This is a genomic window from Streptomyces sp. P9-A4 (genome assembly GCF_036634195.1).
In the GTDB taxonomy this organism is placed as follows: Bacteria; Actinomycetota; Actinomycetes; order Streptomycetales; family Streptomycetaceae; genus Streptomyces.
In genome coordinates, this window is record NZ_JAZIFY010000001.1 from 1,925,123 (window position 1) to 1,944,693 (window position 19,571).

General features: G+C 72.4%; 15 protein-coding genes. 10 read left to right on the top strand and 5 right to left on the bottom strand.

The genetic code is table 11. The annotated features are described in order from the left end of the window. Window positions 1-16 precede the first annotated feature (16 nt). The gene (locus V4Y03_RS08655) at window positions 17-2,074 is read right to left on the bottom strand and encodes a hypothetical protein (protein WP_332434537.1); all 2,058 of its coding nucleotides are present in this window, start codon (window positions 2,072-2,074) and stop codon (window positions 17-19) included. Window positions 2,075-2,378: 304 nt separating this feature from the next. Between V4Y03_RS08655 and V4Y03_RS08660 the strand changes: the two genes are divergently transcribed. From V4Y03_RS08660 to V4Y03_RS08685, 6 genes are all read left to right on the top strand, one after another. After that, window positions 2,379-3,887 (top strand): leucyl aminopeptidase, encoded by a 1,509-nt coding sequence (locus tag V4Y03_RS08660; RefSeq protein ID WP_317877434.1) that lies wholly within the window; start codon window positions 2,379-2,381, stop codon window positions 3,885-3,887. 380 nt (window positions 3,888-4,267) lie between these two features. Further along, window positions 4,268-5,656, top strand: a complete 1,389-nt coding sequence (gene lpdA / locus V4Y03_RS08665) for a dihydrolipoyl dehydrogenase (protein WP_317877435.1) — start codon at window positions 4,268-4,270, stop codon at window positions 5,654-5,656. A gap of 63 nt (window positions 5,657-5,719) precedes the next feature. After that, window positions 5,720-7,525: a 2-oxoglutarate dehydrogenase, E2 component, dihydrolipoamide succinyltransferase gene (gene sucB / locus V4Y03_RS08670; RefSeq protein ID WP_332434538.1), complete on the top strand. Its 1,806-nt coding sequence runs from the start codon at window positions 5,720-5,722 to the stop codon at window positions 7,523-7,525. Between the two features lie 144 nt (window positions 7,526-7,669). After that, a complete protein-coding gene (locus tag V4Y03_RS08675; protein ID WP_317878638.1) occupies window positions 7,670-8,293 on the top strand; it encodes a GntR family transcriptional regulator in 624 nt (207 codons plus the stop codon). Between the two features lie 328 nt (window positions 8,294-8,621). Then, window positions 8,622-11,327: a pyruvate dehydrogenase (acetyl-transferring), homodimeric type gene (aceE, locus tag V4Y03_RS08680; RefSeq protein WP_332434539.1), complete on the top strand. Its 2,706-nt coding sequence runs from the start codon at window positions 8,622-8,624 to the stop codon at window positions 11,325-11,327. Window positions 11,328-11,367: 40 nt separating this feature from the next. Next, on the top strand, window positions 11,368-12,357 hold the full coding sequence (locus V4Y03_RS08685; protein WP_332434540.1) for a helix-turn-helix transcriptional regulator: 990 nt from the start codon (window positions 11,368-11,370) through the stop codon (window positions 12,355-12,357). Here V4Y03_RS08685 and V4Y03_RS08690 read toward each other — a convergent pair. Further along, window positions 12,348-13,268 carry an SDR family oxidoreductase gene (locus V4Y03_RS08690; protein WP_332434541.1) on the bottom strand — a complete coding sequence of 307 codons (921 nt, stop codon included), beginning with the start codon at window positions 13,266-13,268 and terminating at the stop codon, window positions 12,348-12,350. The genes V4Y03_RS08685 and V4Y03_RS08690 overlap by 10 nt on opposite strands. A gap of 99 nt (window positions 13,269-13,367) precedes the next feature. Between V4Y03_RS08690 and V4Y03_RS08695 the strand changes: the two genes are divergently transcribed. Next, window positions 13,368-13,889, top strand: coding sequence for a DUF4240 domain-containing protein (locus V4Y03_RS08695; protein ID WP_317876701.1), 522 nt, complete (start codon window positions 13,368-13,370; stop codon window positions 13,887-13,889). An 81-nt stretch (window positions 13,890-13,970) separates the two neighbouring features. On the opposite strand, the gene V4Y03_RS08700 is transcribed toward V4Y03_RS08695, so the two are convergent. Together V4Y03_RS08700 and V4Y03_RS08705 are read right to left on the bottom strand one after the other, a co-directional pair. Beyond that, window positions 13,971-14,816 (bottom strand): SDR family NAD(P)-dependent oxidoreductase, encoded by an 846-nt coding sequence (locus V4Y03_RS08700; protein ID WP_317876693.1) that lies wholly within the window; start codon window positions 14,814-14,816, stop codon window positions 13,971-13,973. Continuing rightward, a complete protein-coding gene (locus tag V4Y03_RS08705) occupies window positions 14,816-15,610 on the bottom strand; it encodes an SDR family NAD(P)-dependent oxidoreductase (protein ID WP_317876692.1) in 795 nt (264 codons plus the stop codon). The genes V4Y03_RS08700 and V4Y03_RS08705 overlap by 1 nt, the downstream gene beginning before the upstream one ends. A 131-nt stretch (window positions 15,611-15,741) precedes the next feature. On the opposite strand from V4Y03_RS08705, the gene V4Y03_RS08710 reads away from it, so the two are divergent. Then, window positions 15,742-16,404 carry a TetR/AcrR family transcriptional regulator gene (locus tag V4Y03_RS08710; RefSeq protein ID WP_317876691.1) on the top strand — a complete coding sequence of 221 codons (663 nt, stop codon included), beginning with the start codon at window positions 15,742-15,744 and terminating at the stop codon, window positions 16,402-16,404. A gap of 88 nt (window positions 16,405-16,492) precedes the next feature. Here V4Y03_RS08710 and V4Y03_RS08715 read toward each other — a convergent pair whose 3' ends face one another. After that, window positions 16,493-16,990, bottom strand: a complete 498-nt coding sequence (locus V4Y03_RS08715; RefSeq protein ID WP_332434542.1) for a GNAT family N-acetyltransferase — start codon at window positions 16,988-16,990, stop codon at window positions 16,493-16,495. Window positions 16,991-17,028: 38 nt separating this feature from the next. Between V4Y03_RS08715 and V4Y03_RS08720 the strand changes: the two genes are divergently transcribed. Continuing rightward, a complete protein-coding gene (locus V4Y03_RS08720; protein ID WP_332434543.1) occupies window positions 17,029-17,949 on the top strand; it encodes a TIGR01777 family oxidoreductase in 921 nt (306 codons plus the stop codon). A gap of 205 nt (window positions 17,950-18,154) precedes the next feature. Further along, complete coding sequence (locus tag V4Y03_RS08725) at window positions 18,155-19,543, top strand: NAD(P)/FAD-dependent oxidoreductase (RefSeq protein ID WP_332434544.1); 1,389 nt, start codon at window positions 18,155-18,157, stop codon at window positions 19,541-19,543. Window positions 19,544-19,571 lie beyond the last annotated feature (28 nt).

Here is a 19,571-nt window from a genome sequence, read left to right on the forward strand (position 1 = left end):
CCCCAGAACGTGCTGGTCAGGCGGTCGGGAGCGTGAGTGTGACGCTGGTCTGGAGCAGTTCGGGCGTGGTCCAGGCGGAGCGGGTTCCCGCGTAGGGCGCTCCGAAGGCGGTGGTGCCGAGGAGGAGGCGCTTACGGGTGCCCTCGGGGGCGGTGACGGGCGCGGCGAGGCCGCCGGGGGCCTTGACGGTGACCGTGGTGCCGACGCGGTAGGCGGTGACCTTGCCGGCGGCGAGAGCCTGGTCCCAGGCGATGCGGCGGGTCAGCTCGGTGCCGACGTCCTTCTGGGCGGGGTTGACCAGCGGGGCGCTGGGCGCGAACAGGGCCCGGTAGTCGCCGAGGACCCGGTCGAGGACGGGGTAGAGGAGGCGTTCCTCGGCGAGGTTGGACTGGTGCACGTAGTGCGGGCGGGGGTCGTTGCCGAGGACGTGGGAGAGGGCGGTGCGGGCTTCCTGCGGCACGATGTGGTCGGCGTAGCCGGTGGCCGCGGGGAGCGGGGCGGGCAGACAGGTGGAGGCCGGGTCGGACTCGCAGGTGCCGCTGCCGCCGTCGGCGCGGGAGGTGTAGATCCAGTTGTACTCGTCGGCCATCTCGGCGGCGGTGCCCACGTTGTAGTACACGTTCATGGGGTGGCGGGGCACGGTCTTCGCGGCGCCGGTGGCGGTCCCGACCGAACGCTGCTGCGGTTCGCGGGAGTTGTCGCTGCCGGTCCACTTGACGCCGTTGTCGGCGAGGGCGCCGGCGAGGTTGGGGTTGTCGACGGGCTGCTGGGGCAGGGTCCTGAGGCCGGAGTGCTCGCCGGTGACGAGTTCGCTCCGGTCGACCGAGATGCCTTTGCCGAGGGCCCAGTTGTAGTTGTCGCGGATCTGGCCGGAGAGTTCGGAGCGGCTGACCCAGAGGGTGTTGCCCGCGGTGTCCTTGGCGCACTGCCAGGGGACGACGACGTTGTCCTGGACGCAGCCGAGGAACGGGTGGGTGTAGGTGTGGTTGATCCACCGGTACTGGGCGCGGTCCGCGACGAGCCGGGCGGTGAGCGGGTCGCTGCCGCCGTGCTCGGTCTTCCACTGCTCGCCCTGGCCGCCGTTGTAGACCATGTCGAGGGTGAAACCGGCGGACTTCTGCCAGGCGGCGGCGTACTGGGCGTCCGCGGCCGTCATCCGGATCGGGTCGGCGCCCTCGCCGTCGTCGCCGGCGCAGTCGAAGTCGCCGGGGGTGCAGTCGAGGCTCGCGTCCCAGCGGGCGTCGGGGGCGAAGACGTCGTCGACGTGGACGGAGAGGTAGTTGCGGCTCTGTCCGAGGTGGACGCCCTGCGTGAGCCATTCGACGATGCCTCGGGCGAGGGCCCGGAACTGCCGCTGGTACTGGTTGTAGGCGAAGGTGACGACGAGTTCGCGGCGCCCGTCGGCGGCGTACTCGCCGACGAGGCTGGCCCGGCCGCCGGCCCCGTCGACGGGCATGTCCAGGTAGCTGGTGTAGCCGGCGCGGGGGCGGCCGGCGTACCCGTAACTCTCCGAGACGGTGGGGTCGTTGTCCTCGAAGGCGAGCGACCCGTTCAGGTAGCCGAAGGGGCCGGTCCTCCCGGCGGCGGTGACGCCGGCGGTGGTCCCGTCGAGGACGCCGGACCAGCCTCCCTCGTTCGTGTAGTCGAGTCCGACGCCTGGGTGCGACCAGGTGTAGGCGTCGACCTGCGGGATCCCGAAGGTCCGCTCGTACGTCTGGAGGGCGGTGTGCTCGGCCGAGTCCGGGCCGAAGGCACTCTCGTGGGGCAGGACGACGCCCTGGTACTTGGCGCGGGGGCGGCCGTCGAGCGTGTCGCTGAGGAAGGCGGTGTCGAGCACCGGCCGGTTCGGGTCGTTCAGGTCGATCCTGCGGTACGGGACGCCGGAGCCTTTCAGCTCGGCGGTGATCGCCCCGACCGCGCTGCCGCCGTCGTCGACGACGAGGACGGTGAGGTCCACGCGGGGCGGTGTCGCGGCGACCGCCTGCGCGGACGGGACGACGGTGGCGAGCAGCGCGGCGGTGGCGAGGGCCGCGATCCGGGCGGTTCTGGGCGTACGGATTCGGTCGGAGTCCATGGCAGGTGTCCCCCCTCGACGGGCTCTTCCCGAACCGGCGGGACCCGTGGAGATGTCGCAGATGAGGCGAGGGACGGTGGGTCGTCCTCGCGTGAATGAGGCGAGTGTGACCGGGCGACAGGGGCCGGAACGGTAAACATGAAAGAGACACCACGGATGAGTGAATCAACGCCGCCGTGAGCGAACCCGGCGAGCGAGCGTAGGCTCGTTCTCGGCGCTCTCCGGGCCGAAATACGATGCGGCGGGCACGGTCGGCCTATCCCTCGACCGCCACAGAACTCAATGGAAGCGAGATTTCACCACCGTGACTGCTCTCACTCTCAGCACTGCCGGCGCGGCGACGCTGCGCTCCGACGCCCTCGTCGTCGGCGTCGCGAAGTCCGGGAAGGCGCTCGTCGTCGCCCCGGGCGCCGAGGCCGTCGACAAGGCCTTCGAAGGCCGGCTCGCCGCCGTCCTGGAGACCCTGGGCGCCTCGGGTGCCGAGGGTGAGGCCACGAAGGTGCCCGCCCCCGCCGGCCTCAAGGCGCCGCTGGTCCTGGCCGTCGGCCTGGGCACCGCGCCCGAGGACGGCGAGTCGTACGGCGCGGAGACCCTGCGCCGCGCCGCCGGCACCGCCGCCCGCGTCCTGACCGGCACGAAGAAGGCCGCGTTCGCGCTGCCGATCGCCGTCGCCGAGGACGCCGCCGCCATCGCGGAGGGCGCCCTGCTCGGCGCGTACGCCTACACGGCGTACCAGGAGACCGGCAAGGACGCGAAGAAGCCGCTGGGCGAGGTCGCCCTGCTCGGCGCCAAGCCGCGCGACAAGGCCTTCAAGGCCGCCGCCGAGCGTGCCCAGGCCGTCGCGGAGGAGATGAACCGCGCCCGTGACCTGATCAACATGCCGCCGAACGACCTGTACCCGGCCACCTTCGCCGCCGCCGTGCAGGCCGCCGGCAAGGAGCACGGCCTCAAGGTCCAGGTCTTCGACGAGAAGGCGCTCACCAAGGGCGGCTTCGGCGGCATCCTCGGCGTCGGCATCGGCTCCGTGAACCCGCCGCGCCTGGTCCGGGTCGCCTACACCCACCCGAAGGCGGAGAAGACCCTCGCCCTGGTCGGCAAGGGCATCACCTACGACTCGGGCGGCATCTCCCTGAAGCCGGCCGGCCACAACGAGACGATGAAGTGCGACATGGCCGGCGCCGCCGCCGTGTTCGCCTCCGTCGTCGCCGCGGCCCGCCTCGGCCTCGAGGTCAACGTCACGGGCTGGCTCGCCCTGGCGGAGAACATGCCGTCCGGCTCCGCCACCCGCCCGGGTGACGTGCTGAACATGTACAGCGGCAAGACCGTCGAGGTCCTCAACACCGACGCCGAGGGCCGGCTCGTCCTCGCCGACGCGCTGACCAAGGCCTCCGAGGAGAACCCGGACGCGATCGTCGACGTGGCGACCCTGACCGGCGCGATGGTCCTGGCGCTCGGCGACCGCACCTTCGGCATCATGGCCAACGACGACGACTACCGCTCCGCGATCCACGAGATCGCCGAGGAGGTCGGCGAGCAGTCCTGGCCGATGCCGCTCCCCGCGGACCTGCGCAAGAGCATGGACTCCCCCACCGCCGACATGGCCAACATGGGCGTCCGGATGGGCGGCGGCCTGGTCGCCGGTCTCTTCCTCCAGGAGTTCGTGGGCGAGGGCATCACCTGGGCCCACCTGGACATCGCGGGCCCGGCCTTCCACGAGGGCGCCCCGTACGGCTACACCCCGAAGGGCGGCACCGGCTCCTCGGTGCGCACCCTGGTGAAGCTGGCCGAGCGCACGGCGGCCGGCGAGCTCTGAGCACATCCGTGACAGGGACGGCCCCGGGCTTCGCGCCCGGGGCCGTCCCTGTTCGCTGTCGCCGTCCCTGTTCGCTGTCGCCGACCCTGTTCGCTGTCGCCGTCCCCGCCGCTGTCGCCGTCCCCGCCGCTGTCGCTGTCGGTCGTCCGCTGTTCGCTGGCGACGAAATCCGCAGGTTCGTACGCGCCCGTGACCCCGCCGTACGGTCGATCCGCCGTCTCAGAGCACGGCCCCGCGTCCCGTCGTCCGTCAACAAGTGCGAAGATGGGTTCTCGGCAGGACAGGGCCCCCACCACAGGGCCGAAATAAAGCGGCCGGACACCAGCCGCCGCCCGGTCATCGAAGACCGGCGACGAGCGCACATGCATGGAGGACGTGACGTGGCGAACGACGCCAGCACCGTTTTCGACCTAGTGATCCTCGGCGGCGGTAGCGGCGGTTACGCCGCGGCCCTGCGCGGAGCGCAGCTGGGCCTGGACGTCGCACTGATCGAGAAGAACAAGCTCGGCGGCACCTGCCTGCACAACGGCTGCATTCCGACGAAGGCCCTGCTCCACGCCGGCGAGGTCGCGGACCAGACCCGTGAGGCGGAGCAGTTCGGTGTCAAGGCCTCTTTCGAGGGCATCGACATCAAGGCCGTGCACAAGTACAAGGACGACGTGATCTCGGGCCTGTACAAGGGTCTGCAGGGTCTCGTCGCCTCCCGCAAGGTGACCTACATCGAGGGCACCGGCCACCTGTCCTCCCCGACCTCCGTCGATGTCGACGGCCGTCGTGTCGAGGGTCGCCACATCCTCCTGGCCACCGGTTCCGTGCCGAAGTCCCTGCCCGGCCTGGAGATCGACGGCAACCGGATCATCACCTCGGACCACGCGCTGACCCTGGACCGGGTCCCGGAGTCCGCGATCATCCTCGGCGGCGGTGTCATCGGCGTCGAGTTCGCCTCCGCGTGGAAGTCCTTCGGCACCGACGTCACGGTGATCGAGGGCATGAAGCACCTGGTCCCGGTCGAGGACGAGAACAGCTCCAAGCTTCTTGAGCGCGCCTTCCGCAAGCGCGGCATCAAGTTCAACCTCGGCACCTTCTTCCAGTCCGCCGAGTACACCGACAACGGCGTCAGGGTCACCCTGGCCGACGGCAAGACCTTCGAGGCCGAGGTGCTGCTCGTCGCCATCGGCCGCGGCCCGGTCTCCGCCGGTCTCGGTTACGAGGAGCAGGGCGTCGCGATGGACCGCGGCTACGTCCTGGTCGACGAGTACATGCGCACCAACGTGCCGACGATCTCGGCCGTGGGCGACCTCGTCCCGACCCTCCAGCTCGCGCACGTCGGCTTCGCCGAGGGCATCCTCGTCGCGGAGCGCGTGGCCGGCCTCAAGGCCGTCCCGATCGACTACGACGGCGTGCCCCGGGTGACGTACTGCCACCCCGAGGTCGCCTCCGTCGGCATCACCGAGGCCAAGGCCAAGGAGATCTACGGCGCGGACAAGGTCGTCGCCCTCAAGTACAACCTCGCGGGCAACGGCAAGAGCAAGATCCTCAAGACCGCGGGCGAGATCAAGCTCGTCCAGGTCAAGGACGGTGCCGTGGTCGGCGTCCACATGGTCGGTGACCGCATGGGCGAGCAGGTCGGCGAAGCGCAGCTGATCTACAACTGGGAGGCGCTGCCGGCCGAGGTCGCGCAGCTCATCCACGCCCACCCGACGCAGAACGAGGCGCTCGGCGAGGCCCACCTGGCCCTGGCCGGCAAGCCGCTGCACTCCCACGACTGACGCTCATCGTCATCACAGGGCGCGACGACCACTTTCCGCAATTCGTTAGGAGCAACTGAAACCATGTCGGTTTCCGTAACCCTGCCGGCGCTCGGCGAGAGCGTCACCGAGGGCACCGTCACCCGCTGGCTCAAGGCCGAGGGTGAGCGTGTCGAGGCCGACGAGCCGCTGCTCGAGGTCTCGACCGACAAGGTCGACACCGAGATCCCGGCCCCCGCCTCGGGCATCCTGGCCTCCATCAAGGTCGCCGAGGACGAGACGGTCGAGGTCGGCGCCGAGCTGGCCATCATCGACGACGGCTCCGGCGCCCCCGCCGCTGCCGCCGCCCCGGCCGCCGAGGCCGCTCCGGCTCCGGCCGCCGCCCCGGCCCCCGTGGCCGAGGCCCCGGCCGCTCCGGCCCCGGTCGCCGAGGCCCCCGCCGCGGCTCCGGCCGCCGGTGGCGCCACCGGCACGGACGTCGTCCTGCCGGCGCTCGGCGAGTCCGTCACCGAGGGCACCGTCACCCGCTGGCTGAAGTCGGTCGGCGAGACCGTCGAGGCCGACGAGCCGCTGCTCGAGGTCTCCACGGACAAGGTCGACACCGAGATCCCGGCCCCGGTCTCGGGTGTCCTCCTGGAGATCGTCGTCGCCGAGGACGAGTCCGCCGAGGTCGGCGCCAAGCTCGCCGTCATCGGCGCCGCGGGTGCGGCTCCGGCCGCTGCCCCGGCTCCGGCTCCGGCCGCCCCCGCCGCGGCTCCGGCCCCGGTCGCCGCTCCGGCCCCGGTCGCCGCTCCGGCCCCGGTGGCTCCGGCCGCTCCGGTCGCCGCCCCGGCCCCGGTCGCGCCCGCCGCGCCGGTCGTCGCTCCGGCGCCCGTCGCCGCCGCCCCGTCCATCGCTCCGGCCCTGGTCACCCCGGTTCCGGCGGCGCCCGCGGCCGCTCCGGCTGAGCCTTCGGAGGACGGCGCGTACGTGACCCCCCTGGTCCGCAAGCTCGCCACCGAGAACGGTGTCGAGCTGGCGGCCGTCAAGGGCTCCGGCGTCGGCGGTCGTATCCGCAAGCAGGACGTCCTCGCCGCCGCCGAGGCCAAGAAGGCCGCCGCCGCTCCGGTCGCGGCTCCGGCCGCCGCCGCCAAGGCTCCGGGCAGCGCTGTCATCGAGGTCTCCCCGCTGCGCGGTCAGACCGTCAAGATGACCCGCATGCGCAAGGTCATCGGCGACAACATGATGAAGGCGCTGCACGGCCAGGCCCAGCTGACCTCGGTCGTCGAGGTCGACATCACCAAGCTGATGAAGCTGCGCGCCAAGGCCAAGGACGCCTTCGCCGCCCGTGAGGGCGTCAAGCTGTCCCCGATGCCGTTCTTCGTGAAGGCCGCGGCCCAGGCGCTGAAGGCCCACCCGGTCATCAACGCCCGGATCAACGAGGACGAGGGCACGATCACCTACTTCGACACCGAGAACATCGGTATCGCGGTGGACTCCGAGAAGGGTCTGATGACCCCGGTCATCAAGGGTGCGGGCGACCTCAACATCGCCGGCATCTCGAAGAAGACCGCGGAGCTGGCCGGCGCCGTGCGCGCCAGCAAGATCACCCCGGACGACCTCGCCGGTGCGACCTTCACCATCTCCAACACCGGTTCGCGCGGCGCGCTCTTCGACACGATCATCGTGCCCCCGAACCAGGTCGCCATCCTGGGCATCGGCGCCACCGTGCGCCGTCCGGTCGTCATCAACCACCCGGACCTGGGTGAGACGATCGCGATCCGCGACATGACGTACGTCGCGCTGTCCTACGACCACCGTCTGGTGGACGGCGCCGACGCCGCCCGCTACCTGACCTCGGTCAAGGCGATCCTGGAGGCCGGCGAGTTCGAGGTCGACCTCGGCCTCTGACGCGTCCGCCTAAGCGGTAGGCCGAAGGGCATACGCGGAGGCAACGTAACGAGCCTCACCTGCGGCGCCCCCGTCCGGAAGTGTTTCCGGACGGGGGCGCCGCCGTATTGTCTTGAGAGTCAACACTCCCCGAGGAGCCGCTTCATGACCGTCCCCGTCGTCCACTCGCTGCGCGAGCAGATCCGCGAGCACATCGTGGAGGGGATCGTCAGCGGCCGCTGGAAGCCGGGCGAGCGCATCGTGGAGCGCCGGATCGCGACCGAGCTGGAGGTCTCCCAGACCCCGGTCCGCGAGGCGCTGCGCGAGCTGGAGTCGCTGCGGCTGATCGAGTCGGCGCCCAACAAGGGCGTCCGGGTCCGCAATCTGACCGCGGCCGACCTGGAGGAGAGCTACCCCGTCCGGGCCGGTCTGGAGCAGATCGCGGCCGAGCTGGCGGCCGGACGGCTGGCGGCGGACTGCTCGTCCCTGGAACCGCACGTGGCGGCCCTCTACGAGGCGGACGCGACCTCCGACGGGACGGCGCAGGTGCGGCACACGGTGGCCTTCCACCGGGAGCTGGTGAAGGCCGCAGGGAACAGCGTGCTGCTGCACACCTGGGAGACGCTCGGCATCGAGGTCTTCACGGCCCTGTCGATCCGCTGGCTGGGCACGGTCCAGAAGTCGTACGCGGAGGAGCACCAGGAGCTGGTGGAGGCCTTCCGCAGGGGTGACCCGAACATCGGGGCCCTGGTGAAGGCGCACGTGCTGGGCTGCGCCCCCAGGGCCTGACACAACCCCTGACGCCCCTGCCATACCTGGCCAGGGATGACGCACAGTGAGCGGGTCCACCTTCCGGCGGGCCCGCTCATCCGTGCGAGCACCCACTCAGAAAGCGCCTCCGACCTGCGAAAACAGGCCACATTTGAGGCACCGGGTGCCCCCTTCCTTGGCACCCTGTGCCGACTTTCTCGATCTGAAGAGGTTTTCCCCTTCAACCCTTTGATCGATCATCGATCGTCGGTTTACAGTCTTCGGCGGGCCGCTACCCGGCCCTTCGCCCTGTCCTGCCAGACAAGGCACCCCTTCTCCACCCCCATCTGTCCGGAAGGCGGCGATCATGACCGATCCCGTAGGCAAGATTCCGAGCGAGCTCGACCAGCTCCCGGACCGTGACACCGAGGAGACCGCCGAGTGGGCGGCCTCCCTGGACGCCGTCACCAAGGCCGCCGGCCCTCACCGGGCCGCCTACCTGATGCGCCGCACGCTCCAGCACGCCGAGGGCGCGGGCCTGGCCCTGCCCAAGCTGCTGGAGACGGACTACGTCAACACCATCCCGACCTCCGCCGAGCCGACGGGCGCCGACTTCGACGGCGACGAGGACATGGAGCGCCGGATCACCGCCTGGAACCGCTGGAACGCGGCCGCGATGGTCACCCGCGGCTCGAAGTACGGCGTCGGCGGCCACATCGCCACCTTCGCGTCGGCCGCCTGGCTGTACGAGACCGGCTTCAACCACTTCTTCAAGGGCAAGGAAGCCGACGGTTCCGGCGACCAGCTCTACATCCAGGGCCACGCCTCCCCCGGCATCTACGCCCGCGCGTTCCTGGACGGGCGCCTGAACGAGGCCCACCTCGACAACTTCCGGCAGGAGTCCGGCGGCAACGGCCTGCCCTCCTACCCGCACCCGCGGCGCCTCCCCTGGCTGTGGGAGTTCCCCACCGTCTCCATGGGTCTGGGCCCGCTCTCCGCGATCTACCAGGCGCGCTTCAACCGCTACCTGACCAACCGCTCCATCAAGGACGTCTCCGCCTCGCACGTGTGGGCGTTCCTCGGTGACGGCGAGATGGACGAGCCCGAGTCGACCGCGGCCCTCGCCCTGGCCGCCCGCGAGGGTCTGGACAACCTGACCTTCGTCATCAACTGCAACCTGCAGCGCCTCGACGGCCCGGTCCGCGCCAACTTCAAGATCGTGCAGGAGCTGGAGGCCCAGTTCCGCGGCGCCGGCTGGAACGTCGTGAAGTCGCTGTGGGGCAACGCCTGGGACGAGCTGTTCGCGCTCGACACCACCGGCGCCCTGGTCCGCCGCCTCCGCGAGGTGCCGGACGCGCAGGTCCAGACGTACCAGACCCGCGACGCCGCCTACATCCGCCAGGACTTCTTCGGCAAGGACCCCGCGCTCGTCGCGATGGCCCAGCTGCTGAGCGACGACAAGATCCTGGAGTGCTTCCACCTCTCGCGCGGTGGCCACGAGCCGCGCAAGGTGTACGCCGCGTACAAGGCCGCCGTGGAGTTCAAGGGCGCGCCGACGGTCATCCTCGCGCAGACCGTCAAGGGCCACACCCTGGGTGAGGGCTTCGCGTCGAAGAACGCGAACCACCAGATGAAGAAGCTGACGACCGACGAGTTCAAGAACATGCGTGACCTTCTCGAACTCCCCATCTCGGACGCGCAGTTCGCCGACGGCCAGGTGCCCTACGGCCACCCCGGCGCCGACTCCCCCGAGGTCCGCTACCTCCAGGAGCGCCGCGCGGCCCTCGGCGGCCCGGCCCCGGCCCGCCGCACCCAGCCGCTCGCCCCGCTGCCGGCCCCGGCCGAGAAGGCCTTCACCGCCTTCGACAAGGGCTCCGGCTCGCAGTCGATGGCGACGACGATGGCCTTCGTGCGTCTGATCAAGGACCTGATCCGCGACAACGAGACCGGCAGGCGCTGGGTCCCGATCGTCCCGGACGAGGCCCGTACCTTCGGTATGGAGTCGCTGTTCCCGTCGCTCGGCATCTACTCGCCGAAGGGCCAGACGTACGAGCCGGTCGACCGCGACCAGCTGATGTACTACAAGGAGGCCAAGAACGGCCAGATCCTCAACGAGGGGATCACCGAGGCCGGTTCGATGGCCGACTTCATCGCCGCTTCCACCGCGTACTCCACGCACGGTGAGGCGATGATCCCGTTCTACATCTTCTACTCGATGTTCGGCTGGCAGCGGACCGCCGACCAGATGTGGCAGCTCGGCGACCAGCTCGGCCGCGGCTTCCTCGTCGGCGCCACCGCGGGCCGTACGACCCTGACCGGTGAGGGCCTCCAGCACGCCGACGGCCACTCGCCGGTGATCGCGGCGACCAACCCGGCGGCGCTGACCTACGACCCGGCGTTCGCCTACGAGGTCGCGGCCATCGTCAAGGAGGGTCTGCGCCGGATGTACGGCGAGGCCGCCGAGGGCGAGGACCAGAACGTCTTCTACTACCTCACCGTGTACAACGAGCCGATGCCGCAGCCGGCCAAGCCGGCCGGGATCGACGAGGGCATCGTCAAGGGCCTCTACCGCTTCAACACGGCGGAGTCGGCCGGTCTCGACCTCCCGGCGAACGCCTCGCGCATCCAGCTGCTCTCCTCCGGTACGGCCATCCACTGGGCCCTGGAGGCGCAGAAGCTGCTCGCCGCCGAGTGGGGTGTGGGCGCCGACGTGTGGTCCGCGACCTCCTGGACGGAGCTGCGGCGCGACGCGCTGGAGGCCGACGCGGCGCTGCTGCGCGGCGAGGAGCAGGTGCCGTACATCCGCAAGGCCCTGGAGGGCGTCGACTCCCCGGTCCTCGCGGTCTCCGACTACATGCGCCAGGTCCCGGACCAGATCGCGCAGTGGGTCGAGCAGGACTGGTCCTCGCTGGGCGCCGACGGCTTCGGCCTCTCGGACACCCGTGACGCGGCCCGCCGCCACTTCGGCGTCGACGCGCAGTCGATCGTCGTCGCGGCCCTCGCGCAGCTCGCCCGCCGCGGCGAGGTCCCTGCCGCGGCCGTGAAGGAGGCGCGCGAGCGCTACGGCCTGTAGGCCGGGTCCGGTTGTCGGTGCGGGCACGCATGATGGAGTCATGCGTGCCGCCCGGCTGATCAAGATGGTTCTGCTCCTCCAGTCCCGTCCCTCGATGACGGCGGCCGAACTCGCGGCCGAACTGGAGGTGTCCGAACGGACCGTCACCCGTGATGCCCTCGCCCTCTCCGAGGCGGGGGTTCCGGTGTACGCGGACCGGGGCAGGGCCGGTGGGTACCGGCTCGTCGGCGGGTACCGTACGCGCCTCACCGGTCTGGAGCGCGGTGAGGCGGAGGCGCTGTTCCTCTCCGGGCTTCCCGGTGCGCTGCGGGACATGGGGCTCGCGGACGCCGCCTCCTCCGCGCGGCTGAAGGTGAGCGCCGCCCTGCTGCCCTCGCTGCGGGACGCTCCGGTCTCGGCGGCGCGGCGCTTCCATCTGGACGCCCCCGGCTGGTACCAGGAGCCGGAGACCCCGGAGTTGCTCGCCCCGATCGCGGAGGCGGTCTGGGACGACCTGATGGTCCGGGCGCGCTACCGGCGTGGGGACACCGAGGTGGAGCGCGAACTCGCGCCGTACGGGCTCGTCCTGAAGGCGGGCGTCTGGTACGTCTGCGCCAGGGCCGGTTCCTCGTTCCGTACCTACCGGGTGGACCGCTTCACGGCGGTCGCGGTCGGCGGGGAGCGCTTCGTCCGGGAGGAGGACTTCGACCTGTCCGCCTTCTGGGAGGAGCGGGCGGCGGAGTTCGCCCGGTCGATCCTGCGCACCGAGGTCGTCGTACGGCTCACGGCGGCGGGCGCGCGTCGGCTGCCGTACGTGACGGACCGGGCGGCGGCCGAGGACGCACTCGCGGCGGGGGTCTCCGGGGAGGCGGCCGACGGGGTGGCGGCCGACGGGGAGGGGTGCGTGACGGTGACGCTCCCGGTGGAGAGCGAGGAGGTGGCCTTCTCCCAGCTGTTCGGGCTCGGCCCGGAGGCGGAGGTGCTGGCCCCCGCCTCCCTGCGCGAGCGGTTCGCCGAGGCAGCCCGGCGGACGGCCGCGCTCTACCGGTAGTCGTTCACGTCCGGCTTCCCGGTCTCGCCCGCGACGATGAAGCCCCAGGCGTCCGGCCGCGAGCCGTCCGTGTCGGTGAAGCCGTACTCCCCGGCGAGCTGTCCGCTGGAGAGCGACCGTCCGTTCCAGCGGTGCCGGCCGGGATCGGCGGCGAGGGCGGCGACCGCCCTGCCCACGTACACCGGGGACTCGGAGACAGCGAAGTCGGGGATCTTCACGGTGGCGTCGCGCCAGTTCTCCTCGGTGACCCCGAAGCCGGCGAGCATCTGCTCGGACCTGAGCCAGCCGGGGGTGAGCGCGACCGCCGTGCCGCCGGACTCCTCCAGCTCCTTCGCGAGGCCGAAGGCCATCCGGATCGGGGCGTTCTTGGCGAGGTCGTAGAAAAGGTTCTCGCGGAAGCGGGTGCGGTTGTACTCGGCGGTGCCGTCGGTGACCTCGACGACGAGGCCGCCGGGGTGGCGGTTCAGCAGCGGCAGTGCGGTGTGCGAGGTGATGGCGTGGGTCCGCACCCCGAGTTCGAGCATCCTGAGACCGCCGCCGAGGTCGTTCTCCCAGGTCTTCTTCCCGAAGGCGAGGAGGTGCTCGCCGCCCCACACGTCGTTGACGAGGACGTCGAGCCGCCCCCGTTCCCGGTCGATCCGGTCGACCAGCGCCCGGACCTGTCCGGGCTCCAGGTGGTCGGTGGGGACGGCGACGCCCTCGCCGCCCGCGGCCGTCACCAGTTCGGCCGTCTCCTCGATGGTCTCGGTGGCCCGGCCGACCTCGCTGAGGCGCTCGCGGGTGGTCCGCCCGGTGACGTACACCGTGGCTCCCGCCGCGCCGAGCTGGACCGCGATGCCCCGTCCCGCGCCCCGGGTGGCCCCGGCGACCAGGCAGATCCGTCCGTGCAGTGGCTTCGTCTCCGTCGTCATGCGGAGGAGTCTTCCCGGAATACCCGACATCTTCTGTCTGGTTTCATTTCGGGCTTTCCGGGTGCGTCGCACCCCCCGAGCCACGATGCTGGTCCCGTGATGGACGAGACCGAGTTCTGGGAGATCATCGACGCCAGCCGCGAGGCCGCCGAGGGCGACCCCGAGGAGCAGGCCGATCTGCTCGTGGAACGGCTGACGCGCCTTGACCCCGACTCCGTGCTCGACTACGCGCGCCATTTCGAGGCCCGCTACAACCGGGCGTACCTCTGGGATCTGTGGGGCGCGGCGGCCGTGCTGTTCGACGGGGCGGGCGAGGAGTCCTTCGACTCGTTCCGCTGCTGGCTCATCGGGCAGGGCCGGGAGGTGTACGAGGGAGCGGTGCACGATCCGGACGCGCTGGCGGAGCTGCTCGACGACTTCGACACGGAGATCGACGGGGACGGCGAGGAGATCGGTTTCGCGGCGGACGAGGCGTATGAGCAGCTGACCGGCGCCGAGACCCCGGACCTGGGCATTCCGGTGCCGGGCGGGGAGCCGCTCGGCACGCCCTTCGACCTGGCGGACGACGATGTGCTCGCGTCCCGCTTCCCGCGCCTGTGGGAGCGGTTCGGGGCGGGGTAGGACCCGGGGGCACGGAGGGAGGGCTCCGTACCCCCGGGTGGTTCAGCACCCCGGGTGGGCCGGCGACCCACCCCGGGCGGTTCAGCCCAGCTGGAGCCGGGGGTTCTCCTGGCCGAGGATCATGTCCGTGCGCGGCTGGAGCGCCGGGAAGAGCTGCTCGGGCTGCGGGATCGCCCAGTACTTGCCCTCGGCGACCATCTCGAAGACCCGCTCGGCGTGCTCCTCGGGGGTGAGCCCGTGCTCGTCGGCGAGGGTCTGGAGCTGCTCGTTGAAGGCGGCGATCTCGGGCGGGACCGTCTCGCCGGGCCTGGCCGCCTTGAAGATCTCGCTCTTGACCGAGCCGGGGGTCACGACGGACACCTGGATCGGGGCGCCCTTCATCAGCATCTCGTAGTGCAGCGACTCGGTGAGCGCGAGCGTGCCGAACTTGGTGACGCTGTACGGGGCCATCAGCGGGCTGGGCAGCATGCCGCCGATGGACGACACGTTCACCACCCAGGCCTTCTCGCCGCGTTCCAGCATGCGCGGGACGAAGGCGCGGATGCCGTTGACGTAGCCGCCGATGTTGATCCGGAGCATGGCGTCCCAGCGCTCCGCCGGGATCTCCCAGGACCAGCCCATGGACATGATCCCGGCGTTGTTGACGAGCAGGTCGACCGTGCCGAAGCGGGTGTACGCGGTGTCGGCGAGCGCCTCGACCGAGGCGGCGTCGGCGACGTCGGTCACCACGGCCTCCACCTCGGCGCCGACGGCCCGCAGCTCCTCGGCGAAGACGGCGAGGCGGTCGGCGGCGATGTCGGCGAGGACCAGCTTCATGCCGAGCCCGGCGGCGTGCCGGGCGAGGCCGGAGCCGATCCCGGAGGAGGCGCCGGTGATGACGGCGGTACGTCCGCCGAAGACCTCGGCGGCAAGCGGGGAGGCGCTCATCAGAAGTGCGTCCCGCCGTCGATGCGGACCTCGGTGCCGGTGATGAAGCGGCCGTCGTCGGAGGCCAGCATCGCGACGACGCCGGCGACGGTCTCGGGGCCGGCGAAGCCCTGGCCGAGGGCGGGGGCGAGCTTCACGAAGAGCGAGAGGTCGGCGTCCTCGGGGAGGCCGGGGCCGACGCTCTGGCGGCTGGCGCCGGTGCCGTCGGTCATGCCGGAGGAGATGGAGCCGGGCTGCACGGCGGTGAAGCGGATGCCCCGCCCGGCGTACTCGGCGGCGAGCGCGTGGGTCATCGACTGGATGCCGCCCTTGCTGGCCGCGTAGGCCGCCATGTAGGGGTGGGCGAACATCGCGGAGGTGGAGGAGAAGTTCACGACGGCGGAGCCGTTGCCCTCCAGGAGGGCCGGGATCGCCTCGCGGATCATGAGGAAGGTGCCGGTGAGGTTGATCCGGAGCACCTGCTCGAAGGAGTCGAGGCTGGTCTCGTGGGTGTGCGAGGAGCGCAGGATGCCGGCCGCGTTGACCAGGACGTCCAGGCCGCCGAGCGCCTCGACGGCGGCGGCGACGCCGGCGCGTACGGAGGCCTCGTCGGCGACGTTCAGGACGACGGTGGTGAGGCGGTCGGCGGCGTCGCCGGCCTTGGCGACGGTGTCCTTGAGGCCGTCCTCGCTGATGTCGGCGGCCACGACCCGGCCGCCCTCGGCGAGCACGCGCAGGACGGTGGCCTGGCCGATGCCGGAGCCGCCGCCGGTGATGAGGGCGCGGCGTCCTTCGTATCGGGTGAGCTGGTTCATGGCGGCAACCTCTCGATCTCAAGATTCCGGGGAACGTTCCCGGGAACCATGCCACCGTACGCCCACATGGCACGTTTTGCCACAGCTGCACAGCATGCACGCCCGGCAGTCGCGGGCGTACTCTTCGTACGGTGAGCACCAAGCCCGAGGGCGCCACGCCCCCCACCCGGACGCTGACGGAGCGCCGCAAGGCCGCCACCCAGCTGGACATAGCGCGCGCCGCCGCCGAGCTCTTCACCGAGCGCGGCCCCGACGGCACCACCGCCGAGGACATCGCCCAGCGGGCCGGTGTCGCGCTGCGCACCTTCTACCGCTACTTCCGCTCCAAGCAGGACGCCGTCGCACCCCTCCTCGCCGGCGGCGCGGACCGCTGGCGCGAGATCCTCGCCACCACGGAGCCGGGCGCGGCCCTCCCCGAGGCCCTGGAACGCTCGATCGCCACCTCGCTGAACGCCCGGGACGAGGAGGCGGCGGAGGGACTCCGCTGGACGCGCGGGCTGCTGCGCGCCGCCATCGAGGACCCCGCGCTGCGGGCGGTCTGGTACCGGGTCAACCAGGAGTCGGAGGAACGGCTGCGCGAGGTCGTCGCCGGGCTCGCCGGGCCGGACGCGGACCCGCTGGAGGTACGGCTCGCGGCGGCGGCGGCCACGGACGCGATCCGGATCGCCCTGGAGAGCTGGGCGGAGTCGGACGCCCCGGTCACCGGGGAGGGCTCCCCGGCCGGCCTGGCGGTCCGCTGCCTGCGCGAACTGATGGGCGGGATGCGCCTCCTGAACCCGGACGACGGCGCGTAGGGCGCGTACCGACGGGCGGGCCGGGGCCGTCGCGGTACGCCTCCGCCGCGTACCGACCCGCAGGCCGCGGCCGTCGTCGCGCCGCGCCTCAGCCGAGGAGCGAGCGGCCCATCAGGATGTCGTCCACGTACTCCCCGCCGAGGAACAGCTCGCCCGGCAGCACACCCTCCACCGCGAAGCCCTCGGAGGCGTAGAGGGCGCGGGCCGGGGCGTTGTGGCCGAGCACCCGCAGGGTGATCCGGACGGCGCCCTGCTCCCTGGCCCGCTCCATCGCGGCCCGCAGCAGCGCCCGCGCCACGCCGAGCCCCCGGGCGGACCCGGCGACGGCCAGACCCTGGATCTGCCGGACGTGGGCGGTGGCGGCGAGCGGCGTCGGCGGCGCCACCCGGACGTAGCCGACGACCGCTCCCCCGCGCACCGCCACGAGGTAGTCCCCGGGCAGATGGCGCGCGTCGAAGAAGGGCTCGCCCGGCTCCGGGGCGGGCAGCACCGCGTGCAGGGTCGACCAGGTGGTCCGGTCGAGCTCCGCCAGAGCGGCGTCGTCGTCCTGCACGGCGGTACGTATCAGCGTCTCCGGCACGATCATGACGGCCACTGTGCCACGCGCCCGCCGGGGAGGGCAGGATGGTGCCCATGCAGCGTTCCGCCACTCGCAAGCGCATCGCCGTCACCGGCGCCTCCGGGCTCATCGGCTCGGCCCTGATCCGCTCCCTGCGCGCCGACGGCCACGACGTCCTCCGGCTGGTCCGCCGGCCCGCCCGGACCGCCGACGAGGTCACCTGGGACCCGAAGCGGCTGTACGTGGACGCCGCCGGGCTCGTCGGTGTGGACTCCGTCGTCCACCTGGCGGGCGCCGGGGTCGGCGAGCGCCGCTGGAACGAGGCGTACAAGCGGGAGATCCGGGACAGCCGGGTGCTCGGCACGACCGCGATCGCCCAGGCCCTCGCCTCGCTCGCGCAGCCGCCGGAGTCCCTGGTGTGCGGCACGGCGCTCGGCTGGTACGGGGACACCGGCAGCCGCGCGGTCGACGAGAGCGCCCCCGCGGGGACGGGCTTCCTGCCCGAGGTCTGCGTGGAGTGGGAGGCCGCCGCCGCGCCCGCGGAGGAGGCCGGCATCCGGGTCACGTACGCCCGCACCGGCCTGGTCGTGGCGCGCGAGGGCGGGGCGTGGGGGCGGCTCTTCCCGGTCTTCCGCGCGGGGCTCGGTGGGCGGATGGGCGACGGCCGCCAGTACTGGTCGTACATCTCCCTCCACGACGAGGTGGCCGCCCTGCGCCATCTCGTCGACACCCCGGCGCTCTCCGGCCCGGTGAACCTGACGGCCCCCGACCCCGTCACCAACCGCGAGGTGACGGCGGCGATGGGCCGGGTGCTGCACCGGCCGACCGTCTTCACGGTGCCCGCGCCCGCGCTGAGGCTGGTGCTCGGCGACTTCGCGCAGGACGTGCTGGGCAGTCAGCGGGTGCTGCCGGGGCGCCTGTTGGAGACGGGCTTCGAGTTCGCGTTCCCGACGATCGACGACGCGATCAGGGCCGCCGCCCACTGAACCCGGCACCGGCCCGCCCGCTTCCGGCACCGGTTCCTCCCCTCCCCTTACCCTGCGCTCCCCCGTGCCACAAGCACCCCGGTGCGCGCGGATGGCACCCGTGGGAGCGCTGCCTAGGCTCGACGAGAACGGCGAACTCGGGCATTCCGGAGGCCTGTTGGGGGCATAGGCATCCCACCGGCCGCGCCGACCTGGGGAGGGGCACGTGCTCAACAGCGCAGACAGCGCAAGGACCGCACAGCATACGGACGTCGAGGACGACGGCACACGGGCCGTCGATGTCGTCGTCGTGGGAGCCGGGGTCGCGGGACTCGCCGCCGCCCATCGGCTGACCGGCGCCGGGCTCTCCGTCGCCGTCCTTGAGGCGGAGCCGCGGATCGGGGGCCGGATGGCCACCGAGGCCGTCGACGGCTTCCTGCTCGACCGGGTCGGGCCGCTGCTCACCCTGTCGTACGAGGAGCTGCGCGCCGTACCGGGCCTCGACGGCCTCGTGCTGCGCCCCTTCGCCCCGGGCGTGCTCGTGCACAGCGACGGCCGGTACGCGCGGTGGGGCGCCCCGCACCCGCGCCGGACGCCGGGCGGGCCCCGGGGAGCGGGCCACCGGAGCGTGGGGGGAGCGTTCAGCGTGGCACGCGCCCTCGCGAGCGCCCCCCGTCATCCGGCCGCCTCGCTCGACCAGGCGCGGCTCGGCGCGTCCCTGGTCCGGCTGGCCGCGACCCCGACGCAGCGGGTGCTCGCCCGCCCCGAGCGGACCGCCCGCGAGGCGCTGACCGCCCGGCTGCCCGCCAGGACCGTGCAGGGGGTGCTGCGCCCGCTGCTCGCGGCGCTGCTCGGCGACCCGGACCTCGGCATGTCGAGCCGCCATGCCGATCTCGCGCTGCGCGCCTTCGCGCGGGGCAGGCTGACCGTCCCCGAGGGCGGTTCGGCGGCGCTCCCGGAGCGGCTGGCGGCGGCGCTGCCGCCGGGCACGGTCCGGACGGGGGTCCGGGTCACGGAGGCGTCGGTCTCCCGGGTGACGACGGAGCGGCACGGGGTGTTCCGCTGCCGGTCGGTCGTCATCGCGACGGGGGCGCGGACGGCCGCCGAGCTGCTGCCCGGTCTGCGCCGGCCGGCCTTCCACCCGGTGACGGTGCTGCACCACACGGCGCCGGTGGCGCCGACGACGGACCCGACGCTGCTCCTGGAGTCCGACCCGGGCGGGCCGGTGGCCCACACCTCCGTGATGAGCGCGGTGGATCCGAGCCGGGCGCCGGAGGGCCGGGCCCTGATCACCTCGACGGTGCTCGGGGCGCCGCCGGACGACACGGAGCGACGGGTCCGCAAGCACCTCGCCGCGCTGTACGGCACGTCGACGGACGAATGGGAGCTGCTGGCCCTGCGCCACACCCGGGACGCGGTCCCCGCGATGGCGCCCCCGCACGACGCCCGCCGCCCGGTCCGGCTGCTGGCGGGCCTCTACGCCTGCGGCGACCACCGGGCCACGAGCACCCCGCAGGGCGCCCTCGCCTCGGGCCGCCGGGCGGCCGGAGCCCTGCTGACCGACCTGGGTCTACGGGCGCCGGGCGAACCGACGGAGGAGGAAGCGGCGGCCTGAGCCGGGCGGGTCACCAGGGCCGGGAAGG

What these genes read in the sequence shown, in the direction of transcription:
- V4Y03_RS08655 (WP_332434537.1), bottom strand. Translation starts at nt 2,074, where the DNA reads ATGGACTCCGACCGAATCCGTACGCCCAGAACCGCCCGGATCGCGGCC.
- sucB (WP_332434538.1), top strand. Translation starts at nt 5,720, where the DNA reads ATGTCGGTTTCCGTAACCCTGCCGGCGCTCGGCGAGAGCGTCACCGAG.
- V4Y03_RS08675 (WP_317878638.1), top strand. Translation starts at nt 7,670, where the DNA reads ATGACCGTCCCCGTCGTCCACTCGCTGCGCGAGCAGATCCGCGAGCAC.
- aceE (WP_332434539.1), top strand. Translation starts at nt 8,622, where the DNA reads ATGACCGATCCCGTAGGCAAGATTCCGAGCGAGCTCGACCAGCTCCCG.
- V4Y03_RS08685 (WP_332434540.1), top strand. Translation starts at nt 11,368, where the DNA reads ATGCGTGCCGCCCGGCTGATCAAGATGGTTCTGCTCCTCCAGTCCCGT.
- V4Y03_RS08690 (WP_332434541.1), bottom strand. Translation starts at nt 13,268, where the DNA reads ATGACGACGGAGACGAAGCCACTGCACGGACGGATCTGCCTGGTCGCC.
- V4Y03_RS08695 (WP_317876701.1), top strand. Translation starts at nt 13,368, where the DNA reads ATGGACGAGACCGAGTTCTGGGAGATCATCGACGCCAGCCGCGAGGCC.
- V4Y03_RS08700 (WP_317876693.1), bottom strand. Translation starts at nt 14,816, where the DNA reads ATGAGCGCCTCCCCGCTTGCCGCCGAGGTCTTCGGCGGACGTACCGCC.
- V4Y03_RS08705 (WP_317876692.1), bottom strand. Translation starts at nt 15,610, where the DNA reads ATGAACCAGCTCACCCGATACGAAGGACGCCGCGCCCTCATCACCGGC.
- V4Y03_RS08715 (WP_332434542.1), bottom strand. Translation starts at nt 16,990, where the DNA reads ATGATCGTGCCGGAGACGCTGATACGTACCGCCGTGCAGGACGACGAC.
- V4Y03_RS08720 (WP_332434543.1), top strand. Translation starts at nt 17,029, where the DNA reads ATGGTGCCCATGCAGCGTTCCGCCACTCGCAAGCGCATCGCCGTCACC.